The 25558-nt window shown below is 44.4% G+C and carries 26 protein-coding genes; 17 read left to right on the forward strand and 9 right to left on the reverse strand.

Features of this window, described 5'->3' with window-relative positions:
• Window positions 1-28: 28 nt before the first annotated feature.
• From AC1XTG_RS22390 to AC1XTG_RS22405, 4 genes are read left to right on the forward strand one after another with little or no spacing between them, the layout of a single operon-like run.
• Window positions 29-670, forward strand: a complete 642-nt coding sequence (locus AC1XTG_RS22390; RefSeq protein ID WP_056285999.1) for an O-methyltransferase — start codon at window positions 29-31, stop codon at window positions 668-670.
• 33 nt (window positions 671-703) lie between these two features.
• Window positions 704-3202 (forward strand): LysM peptidoglycan-binding domain-containing protein, encoded by a 2499-nt coding sequence (locus AC1XTG_RS22395; protein WP_484843510.1) that lies wholly within the window; start codon window positions 704-706, stop codon window positions 3200-3202.
• A gap of 10 nt (window positions 3203-3212) precedes the next feature.
• Window positions 3213-3803 carry a DUF3109 family protein gene (locus AC1XTG_RS22400; RefSeq protein WP_056286005.1) on the forward strand — a complete coding sequence of 197 codons (591 nt, stop codon included), beginning with the start codon at window positions 3213-3215 and terminating at the stop codon, window positions 3801-3803.
• Entirely contained in the window at window positions 3790-4122 is a 333-nt protein-coding gene (locus AC1XTG_RS22405; RefSeq protein WP_484843511.1) for an MGMT family protein, read from the forward strand. The genes AC1XTG_RS22400 and AC1XTG_RS22405 overlap by 14 nt, the downstream gene beginning before the upstream one ends.
• Before the next feature lie 59 nt (window positions 4123-4181).
• Here AC1XTG_RS22405 and AC1XTG_RS22410 read toward each other — a convergent pair whose 3' ends face one another.
• Both AC1XTG_RS22410 and AC1XTG_RS22415 read right to left on the reverse strand, forming a co-directional pair.
• Window positions 4182-4577 carry a hypothetical protein gene (locus AC1XTG_RS22410; RefSeq protein ID WP_056286013.1) on the reverse strand — a complete coding sequence of 132 codons (396 nt, stop codon included), beginning with the start codon at window positions 4575-4577 and terminating at the stop codon, window positions 4182-4184.
• Window positions 4578-4847: 270 nt separating this feature from the next.
• Window positions 4848-6323, reverse strand: coding sequence for a sodium:solute symporter (locus tag AC1XTG_RS22415; protein WP_484843512.1), 1476 nt, complete (start codon window positions 6321-6323; stop codon window positions 4848-4850).
• 108 nt (window positions 6324-6431) lie between these two features.
• Between AC1XTG_RS22415 and AC1XTG_RS22420 the strand changes: the two genes are divergently transcribed.
• The 3 genes from AC1XTG_RS22420 to AC1XTG_RS22430 are packed head-to-tail and all read left to right on the forward strand — an operon-like array spanning window position 6432 to window position 8068.
• Window positions 6432-6707 (forward strand): ATP-dependent Clp protease adaptor ClpS, encoded by a 276-nt coding sequence (locus AC1XTG_RS22420; RefSeq protein WP_056286020.1) that lies wholly within the window; start codon window positions 6432-6434, stop codon window positions 6705-6707.
• Window positions 6708-6717: 10 nt separating this feature from the next.
• The gene (gene recR / locus AC1XTG_RS22425; RefSeq protein WP_484843513.1) at window positions 6718-7332 is read left to right on the forward strand and encodes a recombination mediator RecR; all 615 of its coding nucleotides are present in this window, start codon (window positions 6718-6720) and stop codon (window positions 7330-7332) included.
• A 25-nt stretch (window positions 7333-7357) separates the two neighbouring features.
• Entirely contained in the window at window positions 7358-8068 is a 711-nt protein-coding gene (locus AC1XTG_RS22430; protein WP_056286026.1) for a superoxide dismutase, read from the forward strand.
• Between the two features lie 87 nt (window positions 8069-8155).
• Here AC1XTG_RS22430 and AC1XTG_RS22435 read toward each other — a convergent pair whose 3' ends face one another.
• Window positions 8156-9499: a tetratricopeptide repeat protein gene (locus AC1XTG_RS22435; protein WP_056286028.1), complete on the reverse strand. Its 1344-nt coding sequence runs from the start codon at window positions 9497-9499 to the stop codon at window positions 8156-8158.
• Window positions 9500-9677: 178 nt separating this feature from the next.
• Between AC1XTG_RS22435 and AC1XTG_RS22440 the strand changes: the two genes are divergently transcribed.
• Window positions 9678-10223, forward strand: coding sequence for a TlpA family protein disulfide reductase (locus AC1XTG_RS22440; RefSeq protein ID WP_056286031.1), 546 nt, complete (start codon window positions 9678-9680; stop codon window positions 10221-10223).
• Window positions 10224-10288: 65 nt separating this feature from the next.
• On the opposite strand, the gene azu is transcribed toward AC1XTG_RS22440, so the two are convergent.
• Window positions 10289-10786, reverse strand: a complete 498-nt coding sequence (gene azu, locus AC1XTG_RS22445) for an azurin (RefSeq protein ID WP_056286034.1) — start codon at window positions 10784-10786, stop codon at window positions 10289-10291.
• A gap of 105 nt (window positions 10787-10891) precedes the next feature.
• Window positions 10892-11437, reverse strand: a complete 546-nt coding sequence (locus AC1XTG_RS22450; protein ID WP_484843514.1) for a hypothetical protein — start codon at window positions 11435-11437, stop codon at window positions 10892-10894.
• 160 nt (window positions 11438-11597) lie between these two features.
• Between AC1XTG_RS22450 and sucD the strand changes: the two genes are divergently transcribed.
• The 8 genes from sucD (at window position 11598) to porN (ending at window position 20783) form a co-directional block, all read left to right on the forward strand.
• The gene (sucD, locus tag AC1XTG_RS22455) at window positions 11598-12476 is read left to right on the forward strand and encodes a succinate--CoA ligase subunit alpha (RefSeq protein WP_056286040.1); all 879 of its coding nucleotides are present in this window, start codon (window positions 11598-11600) and stop codon (window positions 12474-12476) included.
• 58 nt (window positions 12477-12534) lie between these two features.
• The gene (locus AC1XTG_RS22460; RefSeq protein ID WP_484843515.1) at window positions 12535-13716 is read left to right on the forward strand and encodes a DUF4271 domain-containing protein; all 1182 of its coding nucleotides are present in this window, start codon (window positions 12535-12537) and stop codon (window positions 13714-13716) included.
• Between the two features lie 42 nt (window positions 13717-13758).
• On the forward strand, window positions 13759-14541 hold the full coding sequence (locus AC1XTG_RS22465) for a uroporphyrinogen-III synthase (protein ID WP_484843516.1): 783 nt from the start codon (window positions 13759-13761) through the stop codon (window positions 14539-14541).
• A gap of 132 nt (window positions 14542-14673) precedes the next feature.
• Window positions 14674-15651 carry a PorP/SprF family type IX secretion system membrane protein gene (locus AC1XTG_RS22470; RefSeq protein WP_484843517.1) on the forward strand — a complete coding sequence of 326 codons (978 nt, stop codon included), beginning with the start codon at window positions 14674-14676 and terminating at the stop codon, window positions 15649-15651.
• Between the two features lie 344 nt (window positions 15652-15995).
• Window positions 15996-17069: a T9SS ring complex lipoprotein PorK/GldK gene (porK, locus tag AC1XTG_RS22475; protein WP_056286052.1), complete on the forward strand. Its 1074-nt coding sequence runs from the start codon at window positions 15996-15998 to the stop codon at window positions 17067-17069.
• A 114-nt stretch (window positions 17070-17183) separates the two neighbouring features.
• Window positions 17184-18002, forward strand: coding sequence for a type IX secretion system motor protein PorL/GldL (gene porL, locus AC1XTG_RS22480; protein ID WP_484843518.1), 819 nt, complete (start codon window positions 17184-17186; stop codon window positions 18000-18002).
• Window positions 18003-18092: 90 nt separating this feature from the next.
• On the forward strand, window positions 18093-19685 hold the full coding sequence (porM, locus tag AC1XTG_RS22485) for a type IX secretion system motor protein PorM/GldM (RefSeq protein ID WP_082489211.1): 1593 nt from the start codon (window positions 18093-18095) through the stop codon (window positions 19683-19685).
• 36 nt (window positions 19686-19721) lie between these two features.
• Entirely contained in the window at window positions 19722-20783 is a 1062-nt protein-coding gene (porN, locus tag AC1XTG_RS22490) for a type IX secretion system ring subunit PorN/GldN (protein ID WP_082489212.1), read from the forward strand.
• Window positions 20784-20854: 71 nt separating this feature from the next.
• On the opposite strand, the gene AC1XTG_RS22495 is transcribed toward porN, so the two are convergent.
• Complete coding sequence (locus tag AC1XTG_RS22495; RefSeq protein ID WP_056286061.1) at window positions 20855-21457, reverse strand: hypothetical protein; 603 nt, start codon at window positions 21455-21457, stop codon at window positions 20855-20857.
• A 131-nt stretch (window positions 21458-21588) separates the two neighbouring features.
• Between AC1XTG_RS22495 and miaA the strand changes: the two genes are divergently transcribed.
• Entirely contained in the window at window positions 21589-22506 is a 918-nt protein-coding gene (gene miaA, locus AC1XTG_RS22500) for a tRNA (adenosine(37)-N6)-dimethylallyltransferase MiaA (protein ID WP_484843519.1), read from the forward strand.
• Window positions 22507-22559: 53 nt separating this feature from the next.
• Here miaA and AC1XTG_RS22505 read toward each other — a convergent pair whose 3' ends face one another.
• The 3 genes from AC1XTG_RS22505 to AC1XTG_RS22515 are packed head-to-tail and all read right to left on the reverse strand — an operon-like array spanning window position 22560 to window position 25518.
• Window positions 22560-22859 (reverse strand): rhodanese-like domain-containing protein, encoded by a 300-nt coding sequence (locus tag AC1XTG_RS22505; protein WP_056286066.1) that lies wholly within the window; start codon window positions 22857-22859, stop codon window positions 22560-22562.
• Between the two features lie 24 nt (window positions 22860-22883).
• On the reverse strand, window positions 22884-24746 hold the full coding sequence (locus tag AC1XTG_RS22510; RefSeq protein ID WP_484843520.1) for a T9SS type A sorting domain-containing protein: 1863 nt from the start codon (window positions 24744-24746) through the stop codon (window positions 22884-22886).
• Entirely contained in the window at window positions 24721-25518 is a 798-nt protein-coding gene (locus AC1XTG_RS22515) for a PASTA domain-containing protein (protein ID WP_056286069.1), read from the reverse strand. The genes AC1XTG_RS22510 and AC1XTG_RS22515 overlap by 26 nt, the downstream gene beginning before the upstream one ends.
• Window positions 25519-25558: the final 40 nt, after the last annotated feature.

Raw genomic sequence — 25558 nt, forward strand, 5'->3', positions numbered from 1 at the left:
CGGCGGCTCTTTTGTCCGGATTATTTAAATGAAGTTTTTGGCAGAGGAAATAGAGGAGTATTCCGTAGAGCACACGGAAAATGAGAGTGAGTTGCTGAAGTCTTTGAACAGGGAGACCCACGCTAACATTCTCAGTCCACGTATGCTTTCCGGGCATTTACAGGGCAGGTTTTTGTCAATGATTTCAAAGATGATAAGACCTGACAAGATCCTGGAAATCGGGACTTACACCGGCTACTCTGCATTGTGCCTTTGCGAAGGATTGAATCCAGGCGGGCAATTAGTTACTATCGATATCAACGAAGAGCTTGAAACTTTTACCCGCAGTTTCTTTGAACGCTCTTCGTATTCCTCCTCCATCAAATATAAAATTGGCAATGCCCTCGATCTGATCCCGGATCTCGAAGACACCTTCGACCTGGTTTTCATCGATGCGGACAAAATCAATTATTCTTCTTATTTTAAGCTTTGTCTTGAAAAGGTAAGAAAAGGCGGTTTCATCATCGCCGATAATGTACTCTGGAGTGGCAAAGTCATTCAGGAAGGCATTAAGCTGGACAAAGACACCAAAGCGTTGCTGGATTTCAACCGTATGGTTCACGAGGATAGCCGCGTTTCCAATGTGCTGCTGCCAATCCGCGACGGATTAATGATACTTCAAAAAAATTAAGCACACAATCAGTAAGTCAAGTACCACTATTTTATGGCCAGAACTTTCATTAAAAACATCAAGTACCTTGCAGTTGCGTGGATTTTGTCGCTTGTAACAGTTAGTCAGTCTTTATCGCAAACTCCCGAGATACCTGCAAGTGTGTCTTTCGGAGGAATTACGGTGAAGTTTGACAGAGGCGCCCAAAACCTGATCGAAGAGGACGTAAAAAGCCTGATGTCAAATAAGAAGTTCTGGGAAGAGAAAATGGACAGAGCTATTCTTCATTTTCCCATTGTAGAGGGTATTTTGATGGACGAGGAAGTGCCCATTGATTTCAAATACCTTGCGGTACAGGAAAGCTCGTTTCGCCCTGATGTGGTCTCTACCTCAAATGCAGTGGGTTACTGGCAGTTCAAACCTGAAACAGCGCGCGGGCTGAACCTCCGGGTTGATGATAAAGTTGATGAGCGAAAGAACATCAGTTCTTCTACGCACGCCGCTGCCTGGTATTTAAAGAAGAATAACCAGCAGTTCAACAACTGGGTAACTACATTGTACTCTTATTACCTGGGAGCAGGCGGTGTGAAAAAGATTGTCCCTGCCAGCTGGGCTTATGCACGTGAAGTGACGCTTACAGCCAAAACAGACCGGTACATGCTCCGATTTTTTGCACATAAAATTGCGTTGGAAGCGGGTATAGAAAGGTACAAGTCGCCGAATGCATTTGTTCTAATCGAGTCAGATCTTGGAAAAGGCAAGTCGCTGGATCAGATTGCAAGTTCGCTCGGTATCCCGGCCGCAGAGCTGAAAAATTATAACCGCTGGCTTGTAGACGACGAGATTCCATTTGACAGGGAATATCTCGTAACGATTCCTGTACCGGTGGCGCAAGTTGCAGAAGTACGGGAAAAATTGTCGTTGCCGCCACAGCAAACTACCGTAGCTTCTGTTTACGAAGATTCGGGTTACCCGGTTCTAAGGAAAACCTCCCCACCCTCCCAAAGTCCTGCATTGTACGAAATCAATGGCCTGAAAGGGATCGAAGCGACACCGGGTGCAAAGCCTAAAACACTAGCCAAGGCGGGCGGGCTCAGAGCTCCTAAATTCATGAAATACAATGATATGCTGGCAGAAATGCCGCTTGTTCCGGGACAAGTATATTATTTATCAAGAAAGCATAAGAAAGCCTCTACCCCATTCCACACCGCGCGGCCTGGCGATACCTGGCATAGTGTATCGCAACAATATGGTGTGCGCCTTGTCAACCTTTTAAAATATAACCGCACTACCAGCCGGAACTATCCGATTCAGACAGGACAGGTTTTGTTCCTGGACAAAAAGCGTCCGAAGAAACAACCAATCGAGATCATCGCGCCTCCGCAAACCACACCTCCTGCTGCGAAAGATCCTGTCATCGCTGTTGTACCTGAAAAAACACCGGTAACTGCTGCCAATACCATTCCTGACAAACCGTCGGGCAGAAAGAAATATACACCAGTATTGGTTGAGAAAACAGAAACTGGCGCTCCTGCTGAGACAAAGTCTCCCGAAACAACTACACCTGCTGCTTCGCCCGCAGCACCCGTAACAGCGCCTCCGGTAACAGCATCTACTTCGGTACCCAAAACCGGTGCCGTGGATCCTGCTTCGAAGCAACCTGTAATGCAGGAATCTGACGACAGGGTTGTGATCATCACACAGGACAATGCAGATACGTCATTCAAATCTACGGAGGAGCAACGCCCGATTGCAAAAGCAGATGGTCCGTCGAAGGTAATTACACCAAATGAAACGCGATCAACAGCTTCCACTTCTGTATATGCGCGGCAGAGAGCTGCGGCAGAAGAACGCGCGGCAAAGGAGAATGCAGCAAAAGAAGTTTCAACAGACGCTGGTACCAGCGCCGCTACCACGCATACAGTTGTGTCGGGCGATACCTATTTTGGCATTGCAAGCAAATACAATCTCTCACTACGCGAGCTTCTGGATCTCAATAACAGAGGCGCTCAGGCCAGACTGGTTGTGGGTCAAAAGTTGATCGTTAGCAAAGCAGGCAAGGAAAATGTAGCTGCACCAGTAGTTGAAAAAACAACTCCTGAAAAAACGGCACCTGAAAGAATTGCGGTAACACGCAGTGAGCCTGCTGCCACTTTCAAGACTCCCGAAGAAATCAAGCAAGAGACCAGACTGACGGCTGATCCAAATGCCGAATTCCACGTTGTTCAGGGTGGACAAACCTTTTACAGCATTTCAAAAGCTTACAATCTTACTATTAAGGAGCTTTTTGAAATAAATAACCTGAGCAATTCGGATCGCCTGAAAGTAGGCCAGCGCCTGCGTGTACGCCGCGACGCAGGCAATCCTTCGGACAATGAAGCTGTTAACCAGGCAATCAGTGGCGGCGTACAGACGCACATTGTTGCCGCCGGTGAAACACTTTTCCGCATTGCACAAACCTATCGCACTTCCATTGAAGAACTTAAGAGAGTAAACAATATTTCAGGAAATAGCGTTATGGTGGGACAAAAACTTAAAATACCTCAGCAGTAGAAAAGAACCCATGATTTTAATTGACCATACCTGTATCAGTGACGATATCGAAGACCAGCTATTTGTCTGCAACCTGGACAAATGTAAAGGTGCTTGCTGTGTAGAAGGAGATTCAGGTGCGCCGCTTGACGAAGAGGAAGTAGCCATTCTCGACGAAATATATCCGATGGTAGAACCTTACCTGACTGAATCAGGTAAAAAGGCCATTGCCGAACAAGGAACTTCAACCAAAGACTGGGATGGAGACTTTGTAACTCCGATAATCGATGGGAAAGAATGTGCTTACGCCATTTATGATGAAAATAACATTCTTAAATGCGGTATTGAAGCAGCTTACCTAGACGGCAAGATCAGCTATAAAAAACCGATTTCCTGCCATCTGTACCCTATTCGTGTTACAAAATACGATGAATTTCACGCATTGAACTACGATCGCTGGTCTATATGCAGCCCTGCTTGCGACTTTGGCAAACAGCTTGGCGTGCCTGTCTATAAATTCCTGAAAGAGCCGCTGATCCGTGCTTATGGTACACAATGGTATGATCAGCTGACTCACGAGATAGGCGAGCGGGAAGAGGCAAGAGCCAATGAAAAAAGATAATTCGTTTTTCAACGACGTATATGATGTAGTCCGGCAGATACCAGCCGGCCGCGCAACTTCTTACGGCGCGATAGCCAAATACCTGGGAAACAATCGTGGCGCCAGAATGGTGGGCTGGGCAATGGGCAACAGCTATACACGTGAAGGTATTCCTGCCCACAGAGTTGTTAACAGCCAGGGGGAGCTTACCGCTGCGGCACTTTTTGAAACACCCACTACCATGCAGGAATTGCTGGAAAGCGAGGGCGTGATTGTCAGGAACAATAGGATTCAGAACTGGAAAACCTGCTTCTGGGACCCGGAAAAAGAACTATTATAAAAACAAACAATCCCGACCTAGGCCGGGATTGTTTGTTTTTATAATGAACCTTACTAAACCTATTGTAATGAGATCAGCTTTTCGCTGGTACTTTCGATCTGAACTTCTTTGACCAATTTGTTATTCTTGTTGTGCATTTCGAAGTAGTAAGTTCCGTCTCCCATTTCGTCCAGGTTGAATACGCGGCGATATTTGGAACCTTTGTCATTGAAAACTTCTGAGTAATACACATTCCCTGCTTTATCCCTTACAATCACTTTGACCTTATCGTCGGTACCTTTATTGACAGATAGTCTGACTTTGTTGGTATCCGAAATCTTGTAAAGACTTGCGTCGAATGCTACTGCTTTTGCTTCTTTGTCTTCTGTGTTTTTCTTTTTGTCAGTTGTGAAAGAAGCGAGTGACAAAGTGAGCGCCAATGCGCAGAACAGGTTTGAAATGTTTGAGATTTTCATGGCTAATAGCTATTTAGAGTTTGACCGCATGCACTTGCATGGTTGATCTCTAAATAAAAAAGGACGTGCCACATTCGCCTTTTTACAAATTCCACATACAAAATTTGATCTATAAATATCTGATTTTCAATCCGCTATAATATTAATCTTGGTCTTCCATTTCCAAAACCAGCCCGCAAGAAGTTGTTCAGAACCGAACATTCGACCTTGAAAGCGAACATTTAAAATGTTACAGCAATATGCGGTTTTATTTTGCATGCGTAAGCAGACTTACCTGAAAGAAGCGTAGTTGTCGGTGAGCTTGGGTTTGGGATCATGAAGTATCCAGAGACCGATGAAGGTAATCAGCCCGTTTATAATCAATCTTTCAAACCCGAACTTATATCCGTTAAACCACTCAGCTGAGTGATCGTTGATAACGTAAGTCAGAACGGGCGCCAGAATGCAGACCAGCGGAACCCAGCGATCTTTAACCGGTCTTTTCAAAAATGCGCCGAAGGAGAAAAGTCCGAGTAATGGTCCGTAGGTATAACCTGCAAGATCAAAAACGGCTGTGATTACTTCTTTGCTGTTCAATCTATTGAAGATTAGAATGACCAGGTAGAAGATCACAGAGAACATAATGTGCACCCAGAATTTAATGGATGAGCGCTTTTCCTCTGGCCGCTTTTCAATATTCATGAAATCAATGCAGAATGCAGTTGTCAGCGCAGTCAATGCAGAGTCGGAACTGGCGTAAGTGGCGGCAGTAATGCCTAGCAAGAACGTGATACCTACCAGTAACCCAAGGTGGTTGAGCGCAAGCATCGGATAGAAATCGTCTGTCTTTGCTGTTGCCGGGATACCCTGCGCTTCTGCATATACGTAAAGCAATGCACCAAGAGACAGGAACAGGAAGTTGACGATCACAAGCACGACTGTAAACCAGAACATGTTCTTCTGCGCCTCGCCTATGTTCTTACAAGTGAGGTTCTTTTGCATTAGATCCTGATCAAGGCCGGTCATTACAATGGCAATAAATACGCCGGCAAAGAATTGCTTGAAGAAGTTCTTGGGATCATTGGTTTCCCAGTAGAAGATCTTCGAGTATTTGCTCTGGTCTACCGCATTCCAGATATCCCCTATCCCGTTCAGATTTAATTCTCTTGACACCAAAACGATCGTCAGAACGACCGCAGTAATCAGAAAGAAAGTCTGCAAAGTATCTGTTACTATAATGGTTTTCACCCCCCCTTTAAAGGTATAAATCCAGATCAGAAATATGGTAATTGCGACTGCCACCTCAAATGGAACACCCAGCGGCTTGAAAAGGGCCAGCTGCAAAACCTGCGCAGCCACATAAAGCCTTACGGCTGAGCCGATTGTTCGTGAAAGCAAAAAGAAGCCGGAACCCGTTTTATACGACCAGAAACCAAAACGCTGTTCTAGGTAACTGTAAATGGAAATCAGGTTGAGGCGGTAATAAAGCGGCATCAGCACGGTACCAATTACAAAGTATCCCAGAATATACCCAATCACTACCTGGAAATATGAAAACTGGATGTTGGCAACTGCACCTGGCACTGAAACAAACGTGACCCCTGAAAGTGAAGTTCCGATCATGCCGAATGCCACCAGGTACCACGGAGACTGGCGGTTAGCAGTAAAAAATGTGTTCGTATCCGCCCCTCTGGAAGTGTAAATAGAGACCGTAATCAGCATCCCGAAATAGACTACCAATATGATCAGCGAGATATAAGGATTCATTAAAAAAGGGGCTGTTTGGGATTGATGGAGCGACGGATTAAAAGCCTAATGCTTCTTATAATCTGCGTTTTTAATTAGATTTGCTAATCAAACAGAAATTTGGTTGTTATGCAAGCGCTGACAGAAACAGATGTAGAAATTCTGGAAGAAACGATTGACACCGACATTAAAAAGCTGGTTATTTATAATGACGATGTGAATACTTTTGACTGGGTCATAGATACTTTGATAGAGGTGTGCGGGCATTCGAGCGAGCAGGCTGAACAATGTACGATCATTATACATTATAAGGGAAAATGTTCCGTCAAAGAGGGAGCATTTGAGGAACTTGCCGGCATGCGGAACGAAATTTGCCGGAGAGGTATTTCAGCCGAAATACATTAATCTTACGCACATGAATTATCCCTCGCAACTGATTGAGGATGCAGTAAACGAAATCTCCCGACTTCCCGGAATTGGTAAAAAGACCGCGTTGCGGCTGGCATTACATTTGCTTAAAAGAGAAGAAGAACAAACCCGGTCTCTCTCGAATGCCCTGCTTGACATGCGTACCAAAACCACTTATTGCGCCAAATGCCACAATATCGCCGACGACATTTACTGCAATATCTGCGCAAACCAGAAGCGTGATCAAAGCATGATTTGTGTGGTAGTGGATACACGGGATGTACTTGCCATTGAATCTACCAATCAATACAAAGGTTTATATCACGTGCTTGGGGGCATCATTTCACCTTTGGAGGGGATCGGTCCTTCCGATCTGCATATCGATTCACTGATCGGGCGCGTTGAGAACCCGGAGGATTTTGCGCAGGTTCAGGAGATTATTCTTGCATTGAGCCCTACCATGGAGGGCGATACTACTGCATTTTATTTACAAAAGCGGCTTAAATCCACAGGAGTAAAAATAAGTACCATTGCCCGCGGAGTACCCATTGGCGGAGACCTGGAATATGCCGATGAAATCACGCTGGGACGCAGTATCATAAGTCGGGTGGCTTATGATTGATTAATAACAATTTCAATGAATCGTTATGAATAGAACAGATTTTTTGCGGACACTTGCCGGTGGAGCACTTACTGCCGGAGCATTGGCCAATCACACATTTGCCGGAGATTCGGGAATGATACTGGCGGAAACGGCGCCATTCAAACAAAACCCGCTTCCTTACGACTTTGCCGCTCTGGAACCGAGTATTGATAAAATGACCATGGAAATCCATTACGGAAAGCACCACGCAGCTTACGTGAAAAATCTGAACGATGCAGTGAAAGGGACTGAGTTTGAGAAGAAGTCGTTGGAAGAAATCATCAAGTCTGTGGGTAAAGCGCCAGCGGCAATCCGCAACAATGGCGGCGGCCATTGGAACCATACATTTTTCTGGGAAGTAATGGGCCCGAAAAAAGGTAATGGACCAACAGGTGCAGTTTCAGATGCAATTAATGCGCAATTCGGCTCTCTGGAAAAGTTTAAAGAAGAGTTCGGCAAAGCAGCTACTACTCGGTTCGGTTCTGGCTGGGCGTGGCTGGTTGCAAAAGGCGGAAAATTGTCAGTTGGATCTACTCCAAACCAGGATAACCCGTTGATGGATGTATCCGAACTAAAAGGTACACCAATTCTCGGACTGGACGTTTGGGAACACGCTTACTATCTGCATTACCAAAACAAAAGACCAGATTACATCAAAGCATTCTGGGATGTTGTGAATTGGGAGAAAGTAGCGGATAATATGAAGAAGGCTTAAAAGGAGCCCTTCGGCTGCGCTCAGGGTGACAAAGTAGCTGTATTACTTTGTCACCCTGACAAACTTTTTTCCCTCCTCCCTTACTATCTAATTACAAAACGAAGAAATCACTTTATAAGCCTGCTGATAGCCCAGTTCTCCGGCTTTGCTGAGATCCAGACAACCATCGTTGATTTCACCCAGGCTGTTTTTCAAAATTCCCCTCAGGTAATATGCTTCCGGATAGTCGGAGCGGAGTTTGATGGAACTTGTAAAATCCAGTACAGCTCCCATTTGATCGCCGCTGGCAGAGCGGATCATTGCCCGGGAAAAATATGCATTCGAGTAAGTTGGACTAAGCTCTACTGCTGTTGTAAGATCCTGAATAGCAGCTTTTGTTTCTCCAATTTTCGCTCTTACAACTCCTCTGATATAATAAGCTTCGGCACGCTCATTGGTGAGCGCCGCTATTTTCACATTCTCCTTCACCTGTTCACGAAGTTCGTCCAACTTTTCCCGGTTAATCTTCCCGGAATAGACAATCTTTTTAGGATCACCTACATACGTATTTTTAAGCTCGATTGACTTCGTCAGATCTGCAATTGAGCCGCGGTGATCATTCAGTTTTCCCTTTGAAAAACCCCGACCATAATAAGCTTGAAAATGATCCGGGTTGAGTTGAATGGTTTTATCAAAATCAATGATAGCGCCTCCGAAATCCTCTAATTTGTTTTTCGCCAAACCCCTGTTTGCATAAAGCTCGCTGTCATTTGGGCTTAATTCAATGGCCCGCGTAAAATCGGCGCTGGCACCCTGGTAATCCCCGAGTTCCAATTTCGCTAACCCGCGGCCTGCATAAGCGCCCGTTCTTTTAGGGCTCAATTCGATTACACGTGTAAAATCGGCGAGGCTTCCTGCGTATTCCTGTAAATCCTGCTTGCAATTGCCTCTGGCGTACAATGCAGCCAGCTCATCAGGGTTCAATGCGAGCGCGTGGTCGAGATCCGTCAATGCATTCCGGTGATTTTTAAGTTTGGCGTAGCTAACACCGCGGTTGTAGTAGGCTTTGGGCTCCTCCGGATTTAGCTCGATGGCTTTGGAATAATCCTCGATGGCGGCACGGTAATCTTCCTGTAAACTCTTGCTCACTCCCCTGCTCTGGTAGTACAAAGACTCTTTCGGACTGAGTTCAATGGCTTTATCGTAGTCCAGTATCGCGCCGCGGTGGTCTTTCAGATTTGCCTTAGCCAACCCTCTGTTGAAATAGCTTGGCGCGTGCTCAGGACTCATGGATATCACAGTAGAGTAAGCCTGCAATGCGCCGTTAAAATCGCCCGTGCCGGCTTTTGTGTTTCCTTCTTCAAAGAATTCGGCGGCTGAACGCTGGGCAAGAATGGGGTAAGACAGGGTAAGCGCAAATAGAAATGCGACGCCAGATACTAAGAATTTCATGAATGTAAACCTTTTCCTCAAATCAGATATTTTGCAATTATTCTATAAAAGTATTCAAATTCCGTTTTAGCATCAAAAAAAGAAATGCGTCGGATTATTGTAAATCATAGTCCGGGATATTGGTTACTTTTATGGCGGTACCATTGGCACAACCTACTACTTACCAAACCATTTAGATATGACAGCAGCGGGAAAGAAAATACTTGTAGCACTATTGTTCATCATTGCCGGCACGGCCGTATACTTCGCCTTCTTCAAGTCCGCCGATGCGCCGGTCGCAACTGATCAGGAACCCGTTCAGGAAGCAGGAGAATCATCCTCGGTATACCTCACTTCTATGACAGACCTGGAAGGAAAGCCTGTGGCGATGGACGAGAACAAGCTGGTTTTCATCAACGTATGGGCGACCTGGTGCGGACCCTGCAATATGGAAATGCCAGGTATTCAAAAGCTTTATGATAAATACAAGTCACATAAAGATGTAGCTTTTTACATTATCTCCGATGAAGATGCGGCAACTGTTAACCCATTTATCGAAAGAAAAGGATATCAGCTGCCTTTTTATCAATATACAGGGGCATATCCTTCCGCACTTGATGGCAATGCGATTCCGCGGACTTACATTATTTACAAGGGAAAAATCCTGGCGCAGGAAATAGGCGCCTCTCAATGGGACCGGCCAGAGGTGGTTGACCTGATAGAAAAACAGCTTGCGGAAATCTGAAAACCTCATTTAACAAGAAAGGCGCTGTTATCAGCGCCTTTCTTGTTAAACATATTATCAATAGCTTATTCCACTACGAAAGTACCTTTCATCAGGGCATAGTGACCTGGGAAGCTGCAAATGTAGGTGTAAGTACCTTTTGCAGGAGCTGTGAATTCGATCGTATCGCTTTCTCCGCCACCTACAAGCTTGGTATGTGCAATGATGCTCGCCTTTTCAGATGCAGGGATGTATTCTGTTTCTCTGGCAGCCGCAGCTTTCGATCCAAATGTCGCAACGTCAACACCTGGTTTCAATAAAACCCAGTTATGACCCATTGCAGCTTTTGCAAGTTTACCAGCGTGAGTAAGGGTAAGCTTCACTTTCTGTCCTGCCTTCACCTTGATCTCTTTCAAATCGAACTGCATTGCGTCAGTTCCTTTTATAACGATGGTTTTAACTTGTTTTGCATCGTCCACCACTGTGCCGGCAGAAATCAACTCAGCCTTAACAGGGTTCATTGTAACTGCTCCGAAAGCCAGAACTGAGGCAAGAAGCATTACGCCATACTTGGTCGTTTTCATGTTATGAGTATTAGGTATACTTGTTTAATTAAATTTAACCTGTGCAATTTACGACACGGTGTTTTAAAAAAACAATTCATTAACAATTGTTTGAAAACTAATCTGTCAGAAGAGGATTTTGTACTGATCGCGCACAGCCCGGCCTACGCACAGCACTGACAAAACCATCATATAATGGTTGATATCGACAGGGTCCATTGGAATAGGAAGCTTGCCAGACTTGGTAGCCAATGCCAGGAGCATCATCGAAATAACGACCCAAAGCGCGCTTTTCAGCCTGCTGGCCAAACCCACACAGGAGATTAGCAGCGTCACTAAAATGCAAAGGGACTTTATAATCAACCCCACATATTCTACTCTGAACCATGTGATGCAGTAAAAGAGCAGCAACCCCAGAGCTACCGTTGAAAATAATAGAAAATTCCCGCCCTTATAGCGCATTAAAAGACACCAAGATGCCGACACAAGGCATATTGCGCCCAGCGTCATCTCACCGGCAGAAGCAATTTCACGGACGGGGTTCATCGTTTCCACTCCTGCAAAAACGAGCAGGTCCGTCAACGCGACAGCAGCGATACTGAAGAAGAAGATACCCCAAAGCCATTTCGTAACTGCAGGCTGACTATTGAAATACCTAAAAAAAATGAACAAACTGGTGCCGCTTAAAACGAGATTAGAAAATATATGGGGATTGCTAAGTAGATCCATAAACACCCATCAGATTGTCAAAAAAGCAATTTACAAATTCTGGTTACATTTTGCTACTTCGTGCTTTTCGTTCTACTTTTACCAAAAAAACTGATTTACCAACATGAGCGTTTTAGTTAATAAAAATTCTAAGATTATAGTTCAGGGATTTACCGGTTCGGAAGGGTCTTTTCACGCCCAGCAGATGATAGAATATGGTACCAATGTCGTAGGTGGTGTTACCCCTGGTAAAGGCGGACTTTCTCATTTGGAAAGACCTGTATTCAACACTGTTGATCAGGCTGTTCGTTCTACCGGAGCCGACGTGGCTATTATTTTCGTTCCACCGGCTTTCGCCGCTGACGCAATCATGGAAGCAGCTGATGCTGGTATCGGCGTAATCGTTTGTATTACCGAAGGTATCCCAACTAAGGATATGATGCAGGCGAAAGAATATATCAAAAACAAGAACTGCCGTCTGATCGGCCCTAACTGTCCGGGTGTAATCACTGCGGAAGAATGTAAAGTAGGTATCATGCCTGGCTTTATCTTTAAAAAAGGCACTGTTGGTCTGGTTTCAAAATCAGGAACTTTGACTTACGAAGCGGTTGACCAGCTGACTCGCGCAGGACTGGGACAAACTACTGCAATCGGAATCGGCGGTGACCCAATTATCGGAACAACTACCAAAGAAGCAGTAGAACTTTTGATGAATGACCCTGAAACCGAAGCGATCGTTATGATCGGTGAAATCGGCGGAAGCATGGAAGCAGATGCTGCAAACTATATTAAATCGACTGGTAATAAAAAGCCGGTTGTAGGCTTTATCGCCGGACAAACTGCTCCGAAAGGCCGCAGAATGGGCCACGCTGGTGCAATCATCGGTGGTGCTGACGATACTGCAGAAGCTAAAATCAGAATTATGAAAGAGTCAGGTATCTTTGTTGCTGAATCGCCTGCATTGATCGGCGAAACGATGCTGCTTGCTCTTGGAAGAAAATAATCTACATTTAAGCATACTACCTTTAAGAGGGCTGGGGAAACCCCGCCCTTTTATAATTATGAAGTCCGTATTCACACGCACCAGTTGGGCTTTCTTTACGGCATTTATGTTTTTCGCGACCGTTGCATTCAGTGCAGCTAAGGTCACGCTCCCCGAACGCTATTTCCCTGTTTACAATTACCAGAATGATTGGCTTGTTTATAATGCAGCCTATAAAAACTACGTCCCCTACTCGCAGGGTGTTGACGAGGATTCCCGTTCTGTAAGTCTATACATTGATCTTGTTAAGAACCGCAGGTATGCATTGTTGCTGACAGCCGAAACGGAGAGCTACCTGTTCATCGAAGGTGCACTGCAATCCCGGATTGACCCCGGCCAATGGAGGGAGCTCAGCATTGACAGTCTGATTAAAGTTTACAGAAAGGACGAATTGCTGGTCACGATCTATGGCGGTCCGGGAACTGAGGACAAAGCGGCGTTATTGTGCCACAGAAAAAACAGCGCTGATGCAGCTACACTTACCAGTACGCGGCCCAGCTTTATTAATATTAAACCCATTTCATTTTCACCGTTCGGTAATTTCGCAGTACTGGCTTTGGTACTGATCCTGATATTGAATGCATGGATTTTCAACCTGAACCCACTCTCATTCATCCGGCTGATCAACCCCATTGAATTTTTCAACGGCGACCCCCGCGAGCAGATTTCGAAAATCAACAAACCTTACAGTAATACAATTATCTTTTTCGCGATCATCACCGCGATGTGGATGAGCTTTTTACTCCTGTTTTTTGCCAGTAACAGGGTTAATCTGTTTTCGGTAAACAGCATACTATCGGAGAAATCAAACACACTCATGATCTTCGCCGACTTTCTGATCATCTCTACGCTGTTTTTTGTACTTACCTACGTCAAATACATTTGCATGTTGCTGGCTGGAAATATGCTTAATCTTGATAAGCAGGTAGATGTTTTGTTTATCAAAATAATACAATCCTCTTACATGTTCTACGGGGCGTTCTTTCTAATCTTTTTCGGAATGAGCTTTAACCAGATGAACTGGATCCCGGATATGCGGGCATACATTGTAATACCCTTTCTGTTTTTCTATATAGGCCGTTTCATTGCATTGTACGTGGTTACCAAGCCGCCTGGCGCGTTGATTAATCTGTATTTATTTTCGTACCTTTGCGTTATTGAAATCATCCCGCTCATCGTTAGTATGAAATTTGCCTTATAATCAGACAAAGATGAGTTTGGAACAAACTAATGAGGATTTTACATGAGTGATACTATCAATTTTGATCAGGAACGGCTTAAAAAGGTGACCAGCCTGCTAGTAAGCCAATCCAGACCCGCCGACGAAAATTCACCCTATTACGAATTAGCCCGAAAGTATAATATCAAAGTTGATTTCCGGCCTTTCATTCAAATTGACGGAGTTTCATACAAAGACTTTCGCAAGCAAAAAGTCAACATTCTGGATCACACAGCGGTCATTTTTACAAGCCGCAACGCCATTGATCATTTTTTCAGGATTTGCAACGAGGGACGTATTGAGGTTCCTGCAACGATGAAGTACTTCTGTATTTCGGAACAAACCGCCAATTACCTTCAGAAGTACATTGTAATCCGGAAAAGAAAGATTTTCACAGGTACAAAAACTGCCTCGGAGCTGATTGAACTGATGCGGAAACATAAGAAAGAGAAGTTTCTTTATCCGTGTTCTGACGTAAGAAAAAGCGATATTCCGGAATTTGCAGATACAGAAGAGTTCCACTTTCAAGAGGCTACCATGTATCAGACTGTATCTTCCGACCTTTCTGATCTGGAAGACGTATATTACGATATCATTGCGTTTTTCAGTCCTTCAGGTATTAAGTCGCTGTTTGACAACTTCCCTGACTTCAAACAAAACTATACCCGCATAGCAGCATTTGGTCCTACAACAGCGAAAGCGGTAGAAGATGCAGGCCTTATCCTTGACATCCAGGCGCCGTTACCAAATGCGCCTTCAATGACCGGCGCGCTTGACCTTTATATAAGGCAGGCAAACGGCATATAAGCTTAAAATTCAACAAAAAAGCCCTGGAAAATTTCCCGGGCTTTTTTGTGTTTATATCAATTTTTTTAAGCAATATGCGTTATAAATCAAAACTGAAAACCTTCGGTTGATTCCCTAAACAAACCCAAAAGTATGACTTTGAAGTTTACTATAAGGAGTAATAAAAATAACCGGTTACTTGCTATTTTATTTTTGCTTCCCTTTGCTGCTGTTGCTCAGAAAGACGCGCAGTTTAGTTTATTTTCTTTGAACCAGCTTTACCTTAATCCGGCAGCTGCGGGCGCGGATGGTCTTACCAAGTTTCAGCTTACACACCGGACACAATATGCAGGTTACCAGGGAACAAACCTGACGGACGAAGGCGGCGCATTGTCAACGCAGCTATTCTCTTTCAGCATGCCGATCAAGAATTTTGGCATTGGATTTTACGCACTGAATGATCGCAGCGGGCCACGCACAGATCAGGACTTCAAATTGTCTGCTGCTTACCACATTCCATTAGCCGGCGGGAATTTTCAGGTAGGTGCAAGCGCCGGACTTTTTCGCCAGGCGATTGATTATGGAAAGCTGCGCGCCAGAGACCCGGACGATCCATTGATTCAAACGGGTGTGATTTCGGAAATAAATCCTGATGTTGCAGTAGGTGTACGGTATGAAGCAGATGCATTTTATGCCGGGGTATCTTTGAACCACCTGCTCAAACCAAAATACCAGCTTGGTTCAGAAACAGGCACCAATCCACTGCCCCGTACATTATATTTTAATGCGGGTGTAAACATAGAACTGGGTTACTTACTTGATATACAGCCCATCGTACTTATAAAATCTGACATCAGCACGGTTTCGGTAGAAGGCGGAGCCACTGTAACTTACAACAAACGATACTGGATCGGCGGTACCTATCGGCAGCAGGATACCTATTTTATATTAATGGGAGGAATTTACCTGCTTCCGGATCAATCGCTTAGATTATCAGGCGCGTATGATCTGGTGTTAGGCGGCGACCGTACCAAGTCACCTTCCTCTTTTGAAGTGATGTTGTCCTATGCATTACCATCTCCTAAGTTTGGCAAGAAAACGATCATCAGGACACCACGATTCAGATTCTAACTGCCGACTCGAAAGTTTGCAATATTCAATTTTTTAGTATTAAAATACCAGCATTGACACATTTACCTTGGTTTTTTACAAACCTGTAACTACTTCCTCTAAGGCGGTTTGTTAAACTTTAATTTATATTTGTAAAATTATCGACACTTATACCAATTCTCTTTTTCTTTACGTTAAGTCGATAAGTCTGGATTTAGCAGTTTTGGGAGCACATTTATTTCCCTTCGGTACTCGCTGGATCAGCCCGGAGCAGATTAGTTTTTTGTCTTTTTCAATTATACTATACAGAATCAATTATCGTTTTTAGGCTAGCATTTTATTATCTAAAATTTTACAAAACCACTATGAATGTGAAAGTGTTCTATCGGGATGGAGTCAAAAGTCTGCTTTTGATAGCCGCTCTTATGCTCATGCAGAGTTGCGGATTTATCAAGAGTAAGTTTGGCAAGGGAGGAAAAGAAGAAAGCGGTATTCAAAACGGAGAAATTACTGCAACTGCCAGAAAGGGCTTCAAACAGACTACTCCTGCAGGAATGGTGGTAATCCCTTCGGGTTCGTTCGTAATGGGACAAGCCGATGAAGATATTGCATCTTCTATGAACAACATGAACCGTCGTGTGACAATCAGCTCGTTCTTTATGGATGATACTGAAATCACAAACAACGAATATCGTCAGTTCGTGAATGCACTCCTTGTTGACTCTGTATCTGTGTTGGGCGAAGAAGAAATCATGTCCAAGTATTACCCTGATACTACAGTCTGGAAAAAAGATTTTGCCTACTCCAATGGAGATCCATTTGTGGAATATTACTATCAGCACCCGGGATTTGATACTTACCCTGTTGTTGGTGTAAGCTGGCTTGCTGCACAATACTTCTCTAAGTGGCGCACCAATCTTCTTCACGATTTTCAGAACAAAGAAGGACAGTTTAATTCTACAGGTTTCCGTCTTCCTTCAGAAGCAGAATGGGAATGGGCAGCAAGAGGCGGACGTGCAGTTGCGAAGTATCCATGGGGTAACCCTTATACAATGAATGCGAAAGGATGTTTTCTTGCTAACTTCAAACCACAAAGAGGTAACTACGACGCAGACGGATATCCATATACAGGTCCTGCAAACGCATATAATCCTAATGATTTCGGTCTTTACAATATGGCAGGAAACGTGGCTGAATGGACTTCTGACGCATATACTGACAATGCTACTGCGATCGTTTGGGATATGAACCCTGAATACGATAATCCTGATGAGCCTCGTAAAGTTGTAAAAGGCGGATCGTGGAAAGACATTGCTTACTATCTGCAAACAGGAACAAGAACTTTTGAATATGAAACTGAACGTCGCGCTTTCATCGGCTTCCGCTGCGTGATGGATAATGTTAACGACCGTGGAGGTGCCCGTGCCAGACGTCGTTAGTAGTAACATTAATATATAAGAGAAGCAGTGTTTTATACCCTGCTTCTTTTTTTCGATCCCCTCGAACTAATAGTATTTATTTCAATTTATTCACTGTAACCATTTTTGATTCGTATGGCTAAGAATAGCGGACCTAGTTTTGTTTGGGATAAACTGGTACCAACAATATACAGCGCCGGTGCTGCCGTCGTGATTTTAGGAGCTTTATTTAAAATTCAGCACTGGGACGGAGGAAGCGAGATGCTTACTCTTGGTCTGGGTACTGAGGTAATCATCTTTTTACTTTACGCGTTGCAAACATTGACTCAGTCAACTGACAGAGATCCGGATTGGACAAGAGTGTATCCTGAGCTTGCTGACGATTACAACGGACCTGCAATTACCCGTGGCACAACAACCCAAAGCAGCAACATTACTGCCAAGCTTGACAATATGCTTGACAATGCTAAGCTTTCCCCGGAAGTGTTTGACAGCCTTGGCAAAGGATTCAGAAACCTTTCTGAAACTGTTGGTAAAATCACTGATCTGACTGATGCAACTGTTGCTACCAATGATTACGCAAGAAATGTGAAAACTGCGTCAACAGCGATCAGCGATATGAATAAATCTTACGGAGTTGCTATCAATGCGATGACTTCTATGGCAGACGCTACGAAAGACGCACAGTCATACCGTGAGCAGTTCCAGCAGATCACTAAGAACATGGGTGCATTAAACGCAGTTTATGAGCTTGAACTTCAGGATACTACAAAACACCTGAAAGCGATGAATGCATTCTACGGTAACCTTACTGCTGCAATGGAGAATATGGCAGATGCGACCAAAGAATCACAAGTATTCAAAAGTGAAATGTCGAAATTGACAACCAACATTTCCTCGTTGAATGGCATTTACGGCAATATGCTTACTGCAATGCGTGGCGGAAACGCGTAAAAACCCTTCTGACAAGCTTTTGCAGGTTGCAATTTGCAGAAGCTTGTCTCCCCTAAATTATTTAATCACTGAAACCGATTACTGAATAATATGGCAGGTGGAAAAGAAACACCCCGTCAAAAGATGATTGGAATGATGTATCTGGTACTTACAGCGATGCTCGCATTGCAGGTAAGTTCAGCCATTATAGAAAAATTCATTCTCTTGAACAATTCTTTGGAACTGTCCTCAGGCGCAGCCAATAAAATCAACCAGGAAACAGTACTTAAAATAAAGGCGGCTGTCGAAAAAGCAGGAAACCGCTCGGCAGATCTTGCCGTTTTAAAGGAAGCAGACCAGGTTCGTCAGTACACATCCGAGATTACAAATTCGATCAATACATTAAAGCAGGAAATCATCACCAGTGCAGGTGGCGGCTTGAATGAGGAGGGCGCGATTAAAAATCCGCAGGAAGAAGGTAAAGTAGCAGAATTGATGGTGGGAGGTGCTAAAAATGGAAAAGCATACCAGCTGCAGAAAAGCCTCAACAGCTTTACTGCACAATTGAACCAACTTACACCTAACAAATTTCAACCTCTTGCACTGGACGGAAATCAGGATCCTGTGGCAAAAGGCAACAAGGAACAACGTAATAAAGATTTTGCAGAATTGAACTTCGCGCAAACTCCTGTTGCAGCTGCTCTTGCAGTACTAAGCCAGAAGCAAACGGATATTCGCAGAATGGAAGGTGAAGTTTTGAATTATCTCGCAAGTAAAGTTGGTGCTGCCGACATTAAGTTTGACCGGGTACTTGCTATGGTAAGTGCAGATGCGAAGACTGTGGTTGCAGGTACTAAATTCAAAGGTCAGATGTTTATCGCTGCTTCGGCAAGTGGTATCACCCCAAGAATGAGCTTGAACGGATCGCCGGTGAAAGTTGAAAACGGAATTGGTTTAATCGAGTTCACTGCACAAGGTGGCGGATACAATGCGGAAGGACTTGCAAAACGTGAACTTCAGGCAAGGATTACCATCCCTACCCCGTCAGGAAGAGATACTACTTATACCATGAACCAGGAATACTTCGTGGTGAAGCCAACTTACCAGATTGAAACAGGAACACTGCCTCCATTGTACTTTGGTTGTGCGAACAAGCTGAGTATTCAAAGTCCTGCATTAGGCGCTCTTTGGGCTCCTAGCTTCTCGACAGATGGCGGCGAGATTATCCCAAGCGGTCAGAAAGGTAAATTTACTATTGTTCCAAACAGGGCTCAGTTGAACATCACTGTAAGCAATGCGGGCAATGTACTTGGATCGGAGCCTTTCAGAGTTAACAGGGTACCGAAACCATCACTGGAAGTAAGGGTTAACGGAGCTCCGTTTGATGAAAGAAAAGGTGCACCTGCAACAGGCGCCAGAAGCATTCAGGTAGTAGCTATTCCTGACGAAAGCTTTAAGAACTTCTCGCCTGAGGATGCGCGTTTCAGAGTGTCTCAGATAGAGGTATCTCTTGCGAGAGGCTCGCGTCGTATCAATGGTGTAACGCTTTCCGGATCAGGCGGTTCTATCTCTTCACTGGCACAGCAGGCACAGCCAGGTGACCGGTATGTTATTTCGATTCTCAAAGTAGAGCGCCAGAACTTCAAAGGTGCAATCAGCGAGGTCGAAATGGGAACCCAAACTCGCCAGGTTACTTTATACTAAGACATTATTTTTGTCGTTGATTGGACAATACAACTTATGCACGATATGAGAAGAATGAATGGAAAAACGATTGCATGGTCTTTATTATCCTTGTCCCTGATTTCAGGGTCTGCATTCGCACAGGAGAAAGAGGATTCGACTGCTAATGTTTTCTCGTCACGTCCTATTGCAGATGGAGATGTGATGATGAAAAGGACGCTTTGGAGAAGGGTGGATCTTAAAGAAAAGCAGAACATTTCCATGTTCTCAAAAAACAATGAGATTACACGTTATCTATTGGATGCTGCAAAAGCAGGGCTGATTGATGCATATACAAATGATTCCTGCGCAACAAAGATCACGGGTGACGAACTTCATAAACGTATTCTGATCCCTAATCAAACTGCGGGATTATCTGCAGAAGAGATCGCCGCAGGATTTGGTGCACCTGCTAAAACAGATGATGGCTGGGGCGCTAAGCCAGCAGCAGAACCTGCCAAGCAAGCACAGCCTGCTGACGATAGCTGGGGTGCAGCTGCAAAGAAAGAGGCCGAGCCGGTAGATGATGGCTGGGGTCCTCCAAAGAAGAAATCAACCAAAAAAGGTGCTAAAAATGCGCAGGTAGCAAAAGAAGAGCCGCCGGTAGTTGAACAACCTAAGCCGGATTCAACATCTTTTGACACGCAGGTAGCAGCAACTGAAGAAGAGTACTTCCCTGAGCAGCTTAGCATTCTGGAGATCAAAGAAGATTGGACTTTTGACAAGAAGAGATCAAGACTTTACAACGATATTCAGACGCTTACGATCATCCTGCCTGCTGAACAAACAGCTACTGGCTTGGAGATTCCTGTTGCTTCTTTCCGCTACAAAGACGTAGAGAGATTGTTCAGAAGCGATCCTAAGAAGTATATCTGGTACAACACGCATAACACAGCGCAAAACAAGAACCTGGCTGACGCATTTGACCTTCGCTTGTTCTACGGAAGGATCACCAAGTTCTCAAATGCAAACGATAAAGCGTTTTTAGATATCTATAATGGCGAAAAAGAAGCGTTGATCAAATCCCTTAATTACGAACAAGAGTTAATGGAGCTGGAACACGGTCTCTGGGAATATTAAGAGAATGATAGTAAAAAGAGAGAGCCGAAATCGATTGATTTCGGCTCTCTCTTTTTATAAACGATCGTGAGTTACTTCTTGCGGATCACCTTTACATCAGCTTCAGTCAAACCAAGTGCCTTAACTGCTTCGTCGTAATTTTTCCAGTTTACATTCGCATTTTGTTTACCTGCATTGAGAGCCGGGATAAATACTACACGAACCTCTTCAAATGAACGTTGCGGGTTATCTGCCGCAGAAGTTCTGAAAATAGGGAAATACAAACCATTCCCGTCAATCTGGTAGTAATAGCCGTAACTAATTGCTTCGTCTTCAAAAAGTACATACCCAGGAACCGGGAAGTAAGCGCCATTGTCTTTCAAAAACACCTGGAACATCCCCTTCTCGAAACTAAGTATCTCCTCGTCGGTGGCATCAGCAAAAAAGGCTGTGTCCCCAACAATCATATTTCCTGAAGTGTCGGTTTCAATCTCACCCATAAATGCGATAACAGACCCTGACATACCACTGCCCGTTCCATCCTCGCCATCTTCACCGGCAGGGCCAGCAGGACCCGCGGGGCCGGCTGCACCAGTATCTCCTTTCGGGCCGGCTGGACCTTCCGGACCTTCGCAACTGCTAACTGCTAGAACCATCACTCCGATCCAGGCAAATAGTAATAATTTTTTCAACATAGTTGTTTACGTTTAGAATGTGAATTGAAAAGAAAAGATTTAAAATAAATACGCAAGGATTTGTTAAAGTGACGAAGCCTAAGCAGTTTGACCCATAAATTATAGAAAAAAAGTCACTAATCCTTCTCGTAATGCCGAATACCGGAAAGAAAAAGCTTATCGTAATTGCAGGCCCGACGGCTGTTGGAAAAACAGCATTATCAGTGAAATTGGGACTCGATTTAGATACAGAAATAATCTCTGCCGACTCCCGTCAATTCTTTCGTGAGCTGAACATCGGTACTGCCAAACCGAGTACGGAAGAACTCCGGCAAGTTGTTCATCATTTTATTAACTCCCATTCCATTCAGCAAACATACAGTGCGGGAGACTTCGAGCGCGATGTAATCAAGCTCCTGAAAGCGCATTTTGAGCATTCTGACTATATGATCATGACAGGCGGCTCGGGATTCTATATAAAAGCTGTACTGGAAGGCCTGGATGATCTTCCGGCACCTGCACCAGGGCTGCGCGAGAAATTAACTGATAAGTTAGTCGCAGAAGGCTTGGATGTTCTTCAAAAAGAGATTGCTGCTGTTGATCCGGGTTTTGCTGCTACCAGCGAGCTATCCAATCCACAAAGGGTGATTCGTGCGCTTGAAGTATATTATACAACCGGCACGCCAATCAGTGAGTACAAATTAAGGAATGTGAAAAGTAGGGATTTCGAGCCCATTTGCATTGCAGTGAATCGCGACCGTACGGAACTGTATAACCGAATTGACAAGCGCATTGATATCATGCTGCAAGACGGGTTAGTAGATGAAGTAAAAAGCTTGGTTCCTTACCGCTCACACCAGGCTTTGCAGACCGTCGGCTACAAAGAGGTATTTGAGTTTCTTGACAACAAATACGATGAATCCGAAATGATCCGGCTCTTAAAGCAAAATTCAAGAAGATACGCTAAAAGACAACTCACCTGGTTCCGACACCAGGGCAACTTTAAATGGTTCGACGTAGATGACTATGATACTATTCGTGCATATATAAGTACTCACCTATCTGCATAAAAAAATGGCGATCTACAGGTTTGTAAATCGCCATTTACTTCTTTTGACCTTAATCAATCTTCAAGCTCACGGTAGGCGAGAATGCCGCCTGTTACATTTCTCACATTCGTGTAACCCTGTGATTCAAGAAATTTGGCAGCCTTGCCACTTCTCGCGCCTGACCGGCAGTGAATAATGATTTCTTCGTTCTTCAATGGTTCAAGCTCGTCAAGATGATCCGGAAGCTCGCCCAGGGGAATCAATTTAGCACCCAGATTATCTTCTTCATACTCATGTTCTTCACGTACATCGTAGAAATGAAGGTCCTCACCATCATCCAGTCTCTTTTTAAGTTCTTCAACAGTTATATCCATTTCGATAATTTGTTTACTGATTAGCTATTTCAATATTAACATTTTTTGTACAAATGATCGTTTCCCGTCCGAAGCTTTCAGAATATAAATCCCGTCCTTTAATCCCCTCAACTCCTGCGATTGCTGATCACGTTTCGGCAAAATTGTATCTAATAACTTGCCATCATTTGAATAGATGTAGATCTGGTTTAAATTTTTAGCCTTCCAGCTGATAGTACCATTACTTGGGTTTGGATAGAACCAGTTCTCAGTCGCAACTTCTTCCCTGCCCGTCACTACTCCCAGCGCTTTTGCACCGAGATACGGACGGATCATTATACTTCCGTTTAAAGATTGCTCCCTGGCCCATTCGGTTCCCAGGTTATAGAAAACATGATCCTTCCCCAATGTTGAATTTCTGTCAAAACCTACGGTCAACGGTTGCTCGTTGATCTGCTGCCAGCCAACGTAAAAGGTATCAGGTACTGCAACAGGCGTGCTCAACCGGTAGTCCGCAAATCCGTTCCGGTCCGATGCGTAGGAAGCAGCGGCTGATCTTTGTGCCAGAACCCGGTCCGGTCTTCCATTTTTACTGCTTAAAAACTGTATCGTAAAGTTCTGTCCTGCCACATCCCTGTTGAATGGAACAATCGCCATTCTGACTCCACCGATCGTATCAGGTTTGGTCAAAATGTAGCGCACAGCTACACGGCCCAATCTCTGATTTACCTGAATCCCGTACTCCGCACTTCCATCGTCAAATGCAAAATAGTCTGTTAGAGAAATGCGTGAGGTAATCGTGTCGTTATTTTTCAGATTGACATTCGGGATCGTGTCCGTAGTTGTGATGAAAAACTTCGCTAACAAATGAATGGAGTCACCGGGGGCACTAATAGCCGCAGGCGCAGGCTTTACACTCAGTGTCTTTGATTTCAATGATTCTACAAAAATCGACCTTTGCACATTCCGCTGAAATTCCTTCCCTGATCTTACGTCAGTTAAAGTAAATGTGCTGGTGAGGACATTAAAATTATTGAAATGATTTACAATGTCTGTCTTGATAGAGTCGGACAATGCGGCGGCTGGATTAACAAGATACTGGCGCAGCGGCATAGCAGTGTACCTTTTCAAAAGTGGCGAGATCGCCTTGCGGGTAGCTACATCAAAGATGTACGGCTGCTTTCGGGACCTTTTTGCATCCAGATGCACATAGTCCAGGTGCCAGGTGTCGTAAGCGCCTGAATTGCGGCCAAAACTCCGAAAACGAAATTGAAAAGCAGCGTGCAAATATGCTGCGTTTGTGATTGCAACAAACTGCTGTTTGAATGTAGTATCTGCTTCAAATCCGTTCTGCTGCCAGACATTTACCCATTGATTATTTCGGTTGAAATACTCCAGGCTCAGGAAATCGCTGGAATCAGGTAGTTCGCCGAAGCCTTTTGCAGACCAATAAAAGCTCAGATAAACCGAGTCAGCAGCAGTTTTACCAGCAAGATTAATCGCTTGTGAAGTCAGTGTGTCAGTGAAGCCCTGGCCCAGCTGATTGTTCAGGTTGTAAGGTATGCCAGCTGCATTAAGTCCATCAAATGTGGCCAGATTACGCGAAGGATGCGAAGTAGATAGCGAATTGTTGATGTAGACGCCGCTTCCCGGAAGCCAGTACTTTGTGTCCGGAGATGCAGTGCGGGCTGTTGAAAAATCATCGAAGAAAGGCAAAGTTACTGCCTCAGTTCTCAGGTTATTTTCTTCACTACCTCTTCTGGTATCTGTATTATTTGACTGATCAATCGGCACAATCCTTAGCTGTGCATAGAGAGATTGGCACTGTACCAGCAGCAGTATCCAAAAAAGGACGGCAACTTTCTTTTGAATTTTAAACAGGCTATTGCTCAGGCTGGTTTGTTTCATTCTCAGTTGGTTCCAAAGACTGCGGCGTTACCCAAAGATCAATTACATCCCCTATTCTCACATTATTGCCTGCATCAGGGTTTTGTCTTACAACCGATCCCGGCGCCTGACCTTCTTCGGCCTGAACCTCCATTTGCTGACCTACTTTCAACCCTGAACCGATAATCGCAATCTTAGCTTCATCGAGCGGCATTCCGATCACAGAAGGAGCTTCAAATTGTGCCGTACCCAAACCTTCTCCCAATTCAAGATCGATTTTCGAACCTTTGGTAATTGGCTGGCCGGGCAGAATTTCTTTGCCATTATACATTTGCCGCAAAACCGCATTCTGCGCCATATCTGGTACGTAGGAGATATTTCCTTCTTCCAGCCCAACGCTTTTCAGCAGCAGCTGAGCACTCCTGTGCGTCATATCCGTCAACTTCGGCATTTTGATCAGCGGGGCTGTGTTAGAAACTACCGTCACATATATCTTCCTGCCTTCTTTCACTTTCGCTCCCGGAGGCGGATACTGGGCAATAATGGTCAGCGGAGCGATATTGGCAACAAATGTGCAATCCACTTCATAACGCAGGTCACGGGTATCCAGAAACTCTTCCAGATCCGCCACGCTTTTCTTTTTCAGATCAGGAACGGTGACTGCTTCGCCGTGATTGGTTGTAAAAGGAAGGTATACAAAGAAAAAACCGAGAAAAATTACCAGAAGCAGCGAGACAATTATTCCTATATGTATGAAGAGGTCCTTTTTGGACTGCGTACTTATCTTGGCCATGAATGTATCTGATGCACGAAATATGATATACGGGTAAAAA

Source organism: Dyadobacter sp. HNCC25DJ183 (genome assembly GCF_056895175.1).